This is a genomic window from Pseudomonas sp. 39004 (genome assembly GCF_028682155.1).
GTDB classification, from domain to species: domain Bacteria; phylum Pseudomonadota; class Gammaproteobacteria; order Pseudomonadales; family Pseudomonadaceae; genus Aquipseudomonas; species Aquipseudomonas capeferrum.
This window is the reverse complement of record NZ_JANIAG010000152.1, coordinates 1-13,684: the sequence shown is the minus strand read 5'-3', so window position 1 is coordinate 13,684 and position 13,684 is coordinate 1. Positions and strand designations below refer to the sequence as shown.

At 61.1% G+C, this 13,684-nt stretch carries 2 protein-coding genes; both read left to right on the top strand.

Going from position 1 to position 13,684, the window contains the following annotated elements; all coding sequences use genetic code 11:
• Window positions 1–168 precede the first annotated feature (168 nt).
• Window positions 169–3,522 carry an amino acid adenylation domain-containing protein gene (locus NP534_RS21275; protein ID WP_337994327.1) on the top strand — a complete coding sequence of 1,118 codons (3,354 nt, stop codon included), beginning with the start codon at window positions 169–171 and terminating at the stop codon, window positions 3,520–3,522.
• Window positions 3,523–3,544: 22 nt separating this feature from the next.
• The coding region (locus NP534_RS21270; protein ID WP_274100012.1) for a non-ribosomal peptide synthetase at window positions 3,545–13,684 on the top strand (10,140 nt) is incomplete at its 3' end.

The following is a 13,684-nucleotide window of genomic DNA, read 5'->3' as shown; positions in this document are numbered from 1 at the left end:
CCAGCAATCTATGCGGCGAAGCTGAGACCCAGGGGCCGCTACGCAGCCCTTTCGCGACGCAAGGCCGCTCCTACTGGAATCGTGCACGAGGGGGGCCTAAATCCTTGGCAGTGCTCAATCGTCTAACTACGGAGGAAATTGAAGAGCTGATTTCTTAGGAGATTCCCTGTGCAAGAGCTGCTCGATACAGTCGTATCGTTGTCCACCCAAAAACGTAAGGCGTTGGCAGCCTTGCTCAAGAAACAAGGCGTCAACCTGTATGGGGTCACGCCGATCTTCCCGAGGGATCCAGAAGCGCCGGTACTGCTTTCCTATGCCCAGCAGCGGCTATGGATACTGTCACAGCTGGGCGAGGTGGGTACCGCGTACAACCTCTCGTCCGTCCTGCGCTTCAAAGGGCATTTGGACACGGCGGCCCTGCAGCGTAGCTTCGAGGCTTTGATCGCCCGTCATGAGACCCTGCGCACCACGTTCCGCCTGGAAGGGGAGCAGGCCGTGCAGGTGGTCCATCCGCACAGCCCCTTCAAGTTGATGTTCGAGCAGTTGGAGCAGACCGATGACGCCAGCGTGCGTGGTCATGTCGAGCACGAAGCTCATCTGCCCTTCGACCTGCAAACCGGCCCGCTGCTGCGGGTGAAGTTGCTGGGCCTGGCACAGGACGAACATGTGCTGGTGCTGACCCTGCACCACATCGTGTCCGACGGTTGGTCGATGCCCGTGATGATCAATGAGCTGGTGCAGCTCTACCACGGCTACAGCCAAGGGCAGGCGGTGGACCTGCCTGTGCTGCCGGTGCAGTACGCCGACTACGCCACCTGGCAGCGTAACTGGATGGAGGCCGGCGAGCAGGCGCGACAGCTGGCCTACTGGACGGCGCAACTCGGTGACGAGCAACCCGTGCTGGCGCTGCCTGCCGATCGGCCGCGGCCAGCGATAAGCAGCTATCAGGGCGCCCGAGTTACCGTGGCCATCGACAACACGTTGGCTGGCGCGCTGAAGCAATTGGCCCAGCAACAGGGCGCCACACCCTTCATGGTGTTGTTGGCCAGCTTCCAGGCATTGCTGCACCGCTACAGCGGGCAGTCCGACATCCGCGTCGGTGTGCCGGTCGCCAACCGTAACCGGGTCGAGACCGAGCGGCTGATCGGCTTCTTCGTCAACACCCAGGTGCTGCGCGCCGAATTCGACCTGCAGATGACCTTCAATCAGCTGCTGCAACAGGTCAAGCAGCGTGCGCTAGGCGCTCAGGCGCATCAGGACCTGCCGTTCGAACAGCTGGTGGAGGCCCTGCAGACCGAACGCAACCTCAGCCACAGCCCTCTGTTCCAAGTGATGTACAACCACCAGACCCAGGCCAAAGGCGAGCGCCGCAGTTTGCCGGGCCTGGAAATGGAAGAGCTGGCCTGGGACAGCCACACGGCCAAGTTCGACCTGACCCTGGACACCTTCGAGCATGAGCAAGGCATCAGTGCTGCACTGACCTATGCCACCGACCTGTTCGAGGCCAAGACCATCGAACACATGGCCAATCATTGGCTGAAGCTGCTGCAGGGGATCGTCCGCGAACCAGAGCAGCGCATTACCGACCTGCCTCTGTTGGCAGAGCATGAGCAGGCTCGGATCGTTCAGGACTGGAACCGCAACCCGACGAAATTCCCCAGCGAGCACACGCTCCATCAGTTGATCGAAGCCCAGGTCGAGTTATCGCCTGGTTCACCCGCCGTGAGTTTTGGCGCTCAGACACTCAGCTACGGCGAATTGAACCGCCGCGCCAACCGCCTGGCGCACAAGCTGCGCGAACTGGGCGTGGGGCCCGACGTGCTGGTGGGGCTTGCCGTAGAGCGCAGTCTGGACATGGTCGTGGGCCTGCTCGGCATCCTCAAGGCGGGCGGCGCCTATGTGCCGCTGGACCCGGAGTCCCCCCAGGATCGCCTCGCTTACCTGTTCGAGGACAGTGGCATCGGCTTGTTGCTGACCCAAAGCCACTTGCGTGACGCCTTGCCCATTCCGGCAGGCATCCAAAGCCTGAATCTGGATGACACGGCACTGGCCGACTACAGCGAAGCCAACCTGGCTGGCGTGGTATCGCCGCAGAACCTGGCATACGTGATCTACACCTCCGGGTCCACTGGCAAGCCCAAAGGGGCGCTGTTGACGCACCATAACGTGGCGCGTTTGTTCGCGGCCACCCAGGAGTGGTTCCGCTTCGATGCCAGTGACGTGTGGACGGTGTTCCACTCCTACGCGTTCGATTTTTCCGTGTGGGAGCTGTACGGCGCGCTGCTGTATGGCGGCAAGGCGGTCATCGTGCCGCGAGACGTGGCGCGTTCTTCGCAGGATTTCCATGCGTTGTTGGTCAGCGAGCAGGTAACGGTGCTGAACCAGACGCCATCGGCATTCCAGCAACTGATTCCACTTGCCTGCGAAGCCGCGCGAGGCGGCAGCCAGTTGGCATTGCGGTATGTGGTGTTTGGCGGTGAGGCGCTTGATGTGAGCAGCCTCAAGCCATGGTTCGACGTATTCGGCGACCGTCAGCCACGCCTGATCAACATGTATGGCATCACCGAGACGACGGTGCATGTGACCTACCGGCCGATCAGCCTGGATGATCTCAAGAATGTTGGCAGCAGCCCCATTGGCGAGGTCATTCCAGACCTGAGTTGCTACTTGCTCGACGGCACCTTGAACACGATCGTGCCAGGCAGCCACGGTGAACTGATGATTGGCCAGGATGGCCTTGCGCGTGGCTATCACGGTCGTCCAGCGTTGACGGCTGAGCGTTTCGTGCCGAACCCCTTCGATAGCCAGGGTGGTCGCCTGTACCGCTCGGGCGATTTGGCCCGCTATGGCGGTGATGGCGTAATCGACTACCTGGGGCGAATTGATCACCAGGTGAAGATTCGTGGTTTCCGTATCGAACTGGGTGAGATCGAAGCACGCCTGCAGGAGCAGGGCGCTGTGCGTCAGGGCGTGGTGCTGGCTCAGGATGGCCCGCAAGGCAAGCAGTTAGTGGGGTATGTGGTGCCGGGTGACAGCTCGGTCCTGGACAGCCTCGAAAGCCAGGTTCTTCTGCGGGGTTCCCTGCGCGAAGCGCTCAAGGCAAGCCTGCCGGACTACATGGTGCCGGCTCATGTGCTGTTCCTGGCCAGCTTGCCGCTGACCGGCAACGGAAAGTTGGATCGCAAGGCGCTGCCGCAACCGGATGCCAGCCTGCTGCAGGGCCAGTTCACTGCGCCGCAAAGTGCATTGGAGCAGCGGATTGCGGCGATCTGGGCCGATGTGCTGAAGCTGGACAAAGTGGGCCTTTACGACAACTTCTTTGAATTGGGTGGCCACTCCTTGCTGGCGACCCAGGTGATGGCTCGCCTGCAGGTTGAGCTGGGCATCAACCTGCCGCTCGCCTTGCTGTTCCAGGCGGAAAACCTGCAGGCATACGCAGCCATGATCAGTGGCTTGAATACCAATACCGATGCGGACCTGGACGACCTTCAGGACTTCATGAGCGAGCTTGAGGCAGTTTGAGATGCAAACGGATAACAGAAACATGGAACTGGTAAAACGCTTCATTGGCCTGCCCCTGCCGCAGCGCAAGCTGTTTCTTGAAAAGCTCGCATCGAAAGGCATGAGCCTTGCGCAGTTGCCGATCCCACAAAGCCGTGCTGATTTTGACCAGGTTCCGCTTTCCTTCGCTCAGCAGCGGCAGTGGTTTCTTTGGCAGCTTGAGCCGCAAAGTTCTGCCTACAACATTCCCGCTGCCTTGAAGTTCACCGGTGCGCTGGATATCGCCGCTTTGCAGCGCAGCTTCGAGTCGTTGATCGCCCGCCACGAAACGTTGCGCACTACCTTCCGGTTGGAGGGCGAGCAGACCGTACAGGTCATTCATCCGCACATGCCGTTCGAGCTGGTTGTGGAGGCTGTCGAGGCCACAGCGCCGAGCGGTGTTCGTGCCAGCCTGGAAGATGAGGCCCAGCAACCCTTCGATCTGGAGCATGGGCCGCTGATGCGGGCCAGGCTGCTGCAGTTGGGGGCGCAAGAGCACGTGCTCACACTGACGTTGCACCACATCGTGGCGGACGGATGGTCCTTGCCGGTGATGGTGGATGACCTGGTCAGGCTCTATGAGGGCTACAGCCAAGGCCGCGACGTGCTGTTGCCGACGCTGGCGATCCAGTACGCCGACTATGCCATCTGGCAGCGGGCCTGGATGCAGGCCGGTGAACAGGACCGGCAACTGGCCTACTGGAAAGAGCAGTTGGGCGACCAGCAGCCGGTGCTGGAGCTGCCGACTGATCGCCCGCGCCCGGCGGTCTACAGCCAGCAAGGCGCACGGCTGGAAATCCCGTTGGGCGGGGAACTGGTCGGTTCGCTCAAGCAATTGGCACAGCAGCAGGGCGTGACACCCTTCATGCTGTTGCTCGCCAGCTTTCAAACGCTGTTGCACCGTTACTCCGGGCAGGCGGATATCCGCGTGGGTGTGCCGATCGCCAACCGCAACCGTGCGGAGACGGAGCGCCTGGCGGGCTTCTTCGTCAATACCCAGGTACTGCGTGCCGAATTCGAACTGAGCACCACCTTTACCGAGCTGCTGGAGCAGGTCAGGAAACGTGCACTGGGCGCACAGGCGCACCAGGACTTGCCGTTCGAACAACTGGTCGAGGCCTTGCAGCCAGAGCGCAGCCTCAGCCACAGCCCATTGTTCCAGGTGATGTACAACCACCAGACCGAGACCAAAAAGGGTGAAGGGCGTAACCTGCCTGGCCTGGTGATGGAAGAGATCGCCTCGGACAGCCACGTGGCCAAGTTCGACCTGGCACTGGACACGTTCGAGCACGAAGCCGGTATCAGCGCGGCATTGACGTATGCGACCGATCTGTTCGATACGGCCACCGTCGAGCGCATGGCAGGGCACTGGTTGAACTTGCTCGTCAGCATCGCAGGGCAGCCGCACCAGCCTGTTGCTGGCTTGGCAATGCTGAGCCCGCACGAACAGCAGTTGGTCATCAAAGACTGGAACAGCACCCAAGCCGATTACCCTGCCGAACGCAGCCTGCACCAGTTGTTCGAGGCCCAGGTCAAGGTGTCACCCGATGCGCCGGCATTGCTGTTCGGCGAGCAGGTGCTGAGCTATACGGCGCTGAATCAACGGGCCAACCAGTTGGCACACAGACTTCGCGAGCAGGGGGTGGGGCCGGATGTGCTGGTGGGCATCGCCATGGAGCGCAGCCCCGAAATGGTAGTTGGCCTGCTGGCGATCCTGAAGGCGGGTGGCGCCTATCTGCCGCTCGACCCTGAGTACCCGCAGGACCGTATCGAGTACATGCTCGAGGACAGCCAGTCGATCTTGCTGCTGTCCCAGTCGCACCTGCTTGCGCGCATGCCTGAAGCGTTTCATGCCCGGACCTTGTTGCTCGATCAGTTGTCGCTGGAGAGCTACCCGGTAACCGATCCGGTCTGCATGACCGAACCGGGCAATCTGGCCTACAGCATCTACACCTCCGGGTCCACGGGCAAACCCAAGGGCGTGTTGATCGAGCATCGAAACGTAACGGCGCTGATTGGCTGGGCGCTGACGGTCTATAGCCAGCAGGACCTGTGTGGTGTGCTGGCATCTACTTCGATCTGTTTCGACCTGTCGGTGTGGGAGCTGTTCGTCACGCTGTCGGCTGGAGGCTACGCGGTGCTCGCTGCCAACGCCCTCGAGCTGCCGCACCTGGCGGCCAAAGACCGGGTGCGTCTGGTCAACACCGTGCCATCGGCGATCAAGATGCTGCTTGAGACCGGCGAACTGCCGGCGACCGTGCGCACCATCAACCTTGCTGGGGAGGCGCTGAAGCAGTCGCTGGTCGACGAGTTGTATGCGACCGGGCATGTGCAGCAGGTTTATGACCTGTACGGCCCCTCCGAGGACACCACCTACTCCACCTTTACCCTGCGTTGCGCCAATGGCAGGGCGAACATCGGCCGGCCGATTGCCAACAGTGCGGTTTATCTGCTGAGTGAGGCCGTCGCGCCGGTACCGGTAGGGGTAAACGGTGAGTTGTACATGGCCGGTGCTGGGTTGGCACGGGGCTATCTCGGCCGCCCTGGGTTGACGGCCGAACGCTTCATTCCTGATCCGTTCGATGAGCAGGGCGGCGGCAGGATGTACCGCACCGGCGACCTTGCCCGTTATCAGGACAATGGGCTGATCGAGTACGCGGGTCGCATCGATCATCAGGTGAAGATCCGCGGGTTCCGTATCGAACTGGGGGAGATCGAGTCACGACTGCAGGCTCAGGAGGCTGTCCGCGAAGCGGTCCTGTTGGCTCAGGACGGCCCAACTGGCAAACAGCTGGTAGGTTATGTGGTGCCGGCCGACGATACCGTGATGGCCACCCCCGCGCGGCAATCAGCGCTGCGCGATGCGCTGCGTGGCCAGCTCAAGCAAACCCTGCCGGATTACATGGTGCCAGCGCAGTTGGTATTCCTTGAGGCGCTGCCGCTGACCCCGAATGGCAAGCTGGATCGCAAGGCATTACCGCAGCCCGATATCAGCCTGTTCCAAGTTGAATACCTTGAACCTCGTACTGAACTGGAGCGGGATATTGCGGCTGTCTGGGCCGGCGTGTTGAAACTGGACAAGGTAGGGCTTACCGACAACTTCTTCGAACTCGGTGGCGACTCGATCATTTCCTTGCAGGTGGTCAGCCGTGCGCGCCAGGCGGGCATCCACTTCACGCCCAAGCAACTGTTCCAATACCAGACTGTACAAGGTTTGGCTTCGGTTGCCCGGTGTGCGGACAACGTTGTCATCGACCAGGGTGCAGTCACCGGCACCACGCCGCTGACTCCGGTTCAGCACTGGTTCTTCGATCAGGCGATGGCGCAACCTCACCACTGGAACCAGTCGGTGCTGCTGGCACCAAGCGTGAGCATTGATCCGCAGCATCTGGCTACGGCGCTGCAACACGTGCTGCAGCAGCATGACGCCCTGCGCCTTGGTTTCGATCAGGCAGACGGACAGTGGCAAGGCACGTTCAATGAGGTCGATACGCAGGGCATCCTGTGGGATCGCTCGTTTAGCGACATGGACTCGCTTTTGCACGCAGCCGGTGAGGCGCAGCGCAGTTTCGCGCTCGGCGGCCCGTTGGTACGGGTGCTACTGGGCACGCTGCCGCAGGGTGAACAGCGACTGCTATTGGTCGTCCATCACCTGGTCGTTGACGGTGTGTCATGGCGCGTGCTGCTGGAGGACCTGCAGCAGGCCTACATGGCAGCCTCGGCCGGCCAGCCTGCCGAACTGCCTGCCAAGACCAGCGCATACAAGGCGTGGGCCGAACGCCTGCAGGCTTATGCCAAGAGTGCCGATCTGGCCAAGGAGCTGACCTACTGGCACGCGCAACTGCAACATGCTGACGATGATTTGCCCCGTGATCATCAGCAAGGTGGCAATCAAGTAAGTCACGCCGCCTATGCGAGCACCCATCTGGACGCGCAGTGGACCCGCAAGCTTCTGCATGAAGCGCCCATGGCCTACCGTACCCAGATCAACGACCTGCTGCTTGCAGCGCTGGCGCGGGTGGTGGCACGTTGGACCGGGCGCTCCAACGTGCTGGTACGCCTTGAAGGACATGGCCGTGAGGACGTGTTCGACGACCTGGACCTGACACGCACCGTGGGCTGGTTCACCAGTATCTATCCGGTGAACCTGAGCGCTCAGGCGCAACTGGATAGCTCGATCAAAGTCATCAAGGAACAACTGCGGGCAGTACCCAACAAAGGTATTGGTTACGGGCTGCTGCGCTATCTTGGCAGCGATGACGGTCGGCAGGTTCTGGATAACCTGCCGCAGGGCGAAATTGTCTTCAACTACCTGGGGCAATTCGACGGCAGTTTCCAGGAAGAAGGCAGCGTCTTCACGCCTGCCAAGGAGTACGGCGGGGCCAATCAAAGCGACGATGCGCCATTGGGTAGCCTGTTGGCATTGAACGGGCAGGTTTACGCTGGCGAGCTGAAGATGGGGTGGACCTTCAGCCGCGAACTGTTCAACGAGTCGACCATTCAGCGGTTGGCCGAAGAGTACGCCCAAGAGCTCAAAGCGCTGATCACCCACTGCTGCCAGACGGCGAATCGTGGGGTTACACCATCGGACTTCCCTCTGGCCAACTTGAGCCAGGCCGAACTGGACAAGCTGCCGGTACCTGCAGCCGAGATTGCCGATATCTACCCGTTGGCGCCCATGCAGCAGGGCATGCTGTTCCATACGCTGTACGAGCAGTCGGCAGGCAACTACATCAACCAGTTGCGTGTGGACGTGACAGGGTTGGACGTGGAGCGCTTCAGGCATGCCTGGCAGGGCGCGCTAGCTGCGTACGATATTCTGCGAACCGGCTTTGTCTGGCAGGGCGACTTGGACCACGCGGTGCAGATCGTGCACAAGCACGTCGAATTGCCGTTCACTGAACAGGATTGGCGCAATCAGCCGGCAGATGATAAGGCGCTGGAGGTGTTGGCCGAAAGCGAGCGGCAGCGTGGTTTCGTGCTGGATGCAGCGCCCTTGCTGCGCCTGGTGTTGGTGCGTACTGGCGACGATCGATATCACCTGATCTGCACCCATCATCACATCCTGATGGATGGATGGAGTACCTCGCGTCTGTTGGGGGAAGTGCTGCAGCGCTATGCAGGCCAGGCTCTGCCGACCCAGACTGCGCATTACCGCGAATACATCGCTTGGTTGCAGCGCCAGGATTCGGTTGCCGCTGAAACATTCTGGAAGGGCCAGTTGACGGCGCTGGAACAACCGACGCGCCTGGTGCATGCCATACGCATGGCGCCGGGTGATCAGGCATCTGGTCACGCCGCCTTCCATCAGGTTTTCGACCGCGAGCAGACAACACGTATCGAAGCGTTCGCCCGGGCCAACCGTGTCACGGTCAATACGCTGATGCAATCTGCGTGGATGCTTCTTCTGCATCGCTATACGGGGCAATCGACCGTCTGCTTCGGCGCTACCGTGGCAGGGCGACCGGCGGATCTGCCAGGTGTCGAGGAACAGATCGGCCTGTTCATCAACACGCTGCCTGTGATCGGCTCTCCTCGAGTTGAGCAGACCGTGGCGCAGTGGATCAGCCAGGTGCAGGCGAGCAACCTTGCCTTGCGCGAGTTCGAGCACACCCCGCTGTACGAAGTTCAGCGCTGGGCAGGCCTGGGGGGCGAGGCACTGTTCGACAACCTGCTGGTGTTCGAGAGCTACCCGGTGTCCGAAGCGCTCCAGCAAGGCGCGCCAGCCGGTTTGCAGTTTGGTGAAGTGGCCAATCGTGAGCAGACCAACTATCCACTGAGCGTGGCAATCGGGCTCGGCAATGTACTGTCCGTGCGTTACACCCATGATCGAACACTGTGGAGTACGCAGGCCATCGAAGGGGTCGCCAGCCACTTCGCCAACCTGCTTGAGGCGCTCGTTGAAGATGCCTCCACGGCACTGGGCGACCTGCCTCTGCTTGATCCGCAGGCATGGCGCTTGATGGTATCGGAATGGAATTGCCAGGCTGCCGCCAGCGACGATGAACGCAGTGTCAGCCAGTTGATCGAAGCGCAGGTCGCACGCACGCCTGATGCCGTGGCAGTGCTATTCGAGGCGCAATCGTTGAGCTATGCCGAGCTGAACCGCAAGGCCAATCAACTGGCAGGCAAGTTGCGTGAGCTTGGCGTAGGCCCGGATGTGCTGGTGGGCATCGCCATGGACCGCAGCCTGGAGATGGTGGTGGGGTTGTTGGCGATTCTCAAGGCTGGCGGCGCCTATGTGCCGCTCGATCCGGATTACCCGCAGGACCGGCTGGCCTACATGCTCGAAGACAGTGATGTGCGCCTGTTGCTGACGCAGCAATCATCGCTTGAGCACGTGCCGGTTCCGACAGGGATGCACTGCGTGGTCGTCGACCGAGCAGATGAAATCGCAGGTTATCCAGGCGAGAACCTGACGCAAACCAGTGTTGCGCAGAACCTGGCCTACGTTATCTACACGTCTGGATCGACTGGCAAACCGAAAGGTGCAGGCGTTGATCAGCAAGCGCTCTGTGGGCGCCTGATCTGGATGCAGAATACGTATGGACTCAGCGAGCACGATGTGGTCCTGCAAAAAACATCGTTCAGCTTCGATGTCTCTGTGTGGGAGTTGCTCTGGCCGTTGACGTGCGGTGCCAAGGTGTTGCTGGCGCGTCAGGGCGATCAGCGTGACCCAGCGCTTCTGATCGACCTGATCCGCGCCCATGGCGTCACGACGTTGCACTTCATACCGTCGATGCTCAAAAGCTTCCTTGAAGCGGAGCATGTTGCTCGCTGCGATAGCCTCAAGCGATTGTTCTCCGGTGGCGAGGCCATTACCCATGACCTGCTCAACAGGGCCTTGGAGCGCTTGCCGCACGTGGCGATCTACAACCGTTATGGTCCGGTCGAGGCGACGATCAACGCGACCCACAGTGAGCGCTTGGGCGTCCGGCAGGGTGATGTAGAAATCGGCAAGGCGCTTCCTGATACGCGCATCCATATCCTCGATTCGGGCCTTAATCCGGTACCTGTAGGTGTGTGTGGCGAGCTCTACATCGGTGGTCGAGCCCTGGCGCGTGGCTATCACCGCAAGGCCCAGCTTTCGGCAGAGCGTTTCATCCCCGATCCGTTTGGCAAGCCGGAGGGTGAACGCCTGTACCGCACAGGTGATCTGGCGCGCTACCGTGTAGATGGGGTCGTCGAATACGTCGGGCGTATCGACCATCAGGTGAAAATTCGCGGTTTCCGTATCGAACTGGGTGAAATCGAAGCGCGCCTGCAGGGGTTGTCGGGGGTGCGTCAAGCCGTGGTATTGGCTCAGCCAGGGCCGCATGGGAGCCAACTGGTGGGTTATGTCGTGCCGGCCGAGCCATCGGTGATGCAAGGCGGCCTTGATGCCCAGTCAACGCTGCGTGACGCCCTGCGTGTCGAACTCAAGGCGGCATTGCCTGAGTACATGGTGCCAGCACACCTGCTGTTCCTGGATAAACTGCCGCTGTCACCGAATGGCAAACTGGACCGCAAGGCCCTTCCACAAGCGGATGCCAGCCTGTTGCAGCAGGCCTACATCGAACCGCAAACGGACCTGCAGCGAACGATTGCAGCGATCTGGGCGGACGTATTGAAACTGGACAAGGTGGGGTTGGCCGACAACTTCTTCGAGTTGGGCGGCGACTCGATCATTTCCTTGCAAGTGGTCAGCCGAGCGCGGCAAGCAGGGATTCAGTTCACCCCCAAGGAACTGTTCGAACACCAGACGGTACAAGGACTGGCATCGGTCGCCCGGCTGTCGGCAGGCTTGAGCATCGACCAGGGCCTTGTGCTTGGCGACATGCTGCTGACCCCGATTCAGCGTCGATTCTTCGAGGCGGATATCCCCGAGCGCCATCACTGGAACCAGTCGCTGCTTCTCACGCCGCGTACAGTGCTGGACGCGGATCAACTGGAAGCGGCTTTGCAGGCGTTGCTAGTGCATCACGATGCGCTGCGCTTGCAGTTCGCACCATCAGCTGGCAACTGGTCAGCCAGATTCGGTACGGCAGAGCCGCAAAGGGTGTTGTGGACCCGTACGCTGGCCGACGCCGACGCGCTGCAAGGGCTCGCCAACGAGGCGCAATGCAGCCTCGACCTAAAGCAAGGGCCGTTGTTGCGAGCCGTGCTGGCTTTGCTGCCAGATGGTAGCCAGCGGTTGCTGCTGGTGATCCACCACCTGGTCGTGGACGGTGTTTCGTGGCGGGTATTGCTGGAAGACCTGCAACAGGCCTATGCGTCGCTCCGCTCCGGCCAAGCGCCAAGCTTGCCGGCCAAGACCAGTTCGTTCCAGGCCTGGGCTCAACGCATGCAGGCCTACGCCAATAGCACCGCACTTGAGCATGAGGTGAGCTATTGGCAAGGTAGCCTGCAAACGGCTCGAGACACTTCGTTGCCTGTGGATTACCCGGGAGGCGAAAACCTGGTCAGGTATGCCGCCTCGGTGGCCACCCGCCTGGATAAGACCAGCACCCGTCAGCTCTTGCAGGACGCGCCAGCGGCCTATCGCACGCAGATCAACGACCTGTTGCTGACCGCATTGGCGCGGGTGCTTACGCGTTGGATAGGGCAGCCAGAAGTAGTTGTTCGGCTGGAAGGGCATGGACGGGAAGATGTGTTCGAGGATATCGATCTGACCCGTACCGTCGGGTGGTTCACCAGTGTCTATCCGGTGAAGTTGACCCCGAGCGCCGGGATGGCCGACTCGGTCAAAGCCATCAAGGAACAACTGCGCGCGGTGCCCGAAAAGGGCATTGGTTATGGCGCGCTGCGGTTCCTGGGGCGTGACGAACACAGGCAGGCACTGGAGCGGTTGCCGCAAGGTGAGGTTGTCTTCAACTACTTGGGCCAGTTCGACGGTAGCTTTGGCGATGAGGCAGGGTTGTTCGTGCCTGCTAAAGAGTACAGCGGTGACACCCATGACCAGGCAGCGCCACTGAGCAACGTGCTGGCTATCAACGGCCAGGTGTATGGAGGGGAACTCAAGCTTGGCTGGACCTTCAGCACAGCGTTGTTCGATGAGTCGACAGTCCAACGCCTGGCCGACGAGTACGCCGAAGAGCTCAAGGCTCTGATTGCCCATTGCTGCGTGTCTGAACACCGTGGGTTCACCCCATCGGACTTCCCCTTGGCACGGTTGAGCCAGGCACAATTGGACAACCTGACCGTGGCGGCGGCTTCGATCGCCGATGTCTATCCGTTGTCGCCGATGCAGCAGGGTATGTTGTTCCACACGCTCTACGACCAGCAGGCCGGTAACTACATCAATCAGTTGCGTGTGGACGTGGATGGGCTGGATGTACAGCGTTTCAAGCAGGCTTGGCAGGCTGCCTTGGATGCGCACGACATACTGCGCACCGGTTTCGTCTGGCAAGGTGACCTGGACCAGGCCATGCAGGTGGTCCGAAAGCAGGTGGCGCTGCCGTTCAGCGAGCGTGACTGGCGCGGCAAGCCCGCGCTGGAGACGGCGCTGCAAGCATTGGCCGATGAAGAGCGCCAACGTGGTTTTGCGCTTGATGAAGCGGCGCTACTGCGCCTGATGCTGGTGCGTATCGACGATGACCGTCACCACCTGATCTATACCAACCACCATATCCTCATGGACGGCTGGAGCACCTCGCGTTTGCTGGGCGAAGTGCTGCAGCGTTATGCGCGTGCGGCGACGGAGTTCCACGCGACTCACTACCGGGATTACATCGCCTGGCTGCAATGTCAGGATGCGGCAGTTGCCGAAACCTTCTGGAAAGGCCAACTGGCAGGGCTCGACGAACCGACCCGCCTGGCTCAGGCCATTGCCGGTAGCGCAGACCGCGATGGCGCAGGTCATGGCGATCATCGCCAGGCCTTCGATGCTGAACAGACCGCACGGATCGAAGCCTTTGCCCGCGCCAACCGGGTCACCGTCAACACCCTGGTGCAATCGGCCTGGCTGCTGCTGTTGCAGCGCTATACAGGCCAGTCCAGCGTCTGCTTTGGCGCCACGGTAGCGGGCCGACCGGCAGAGCTGCCTGGTGTTGAAGCGCAGATCGGCCTGTTCATCAATACCTTGCCAGTGATCGGAGCGCCCCGTCCGGAACAGCGTGTCGGCGAGTGGATCGCCCAGGTTCAAAGCTGCAACCTTTCGTTGAGG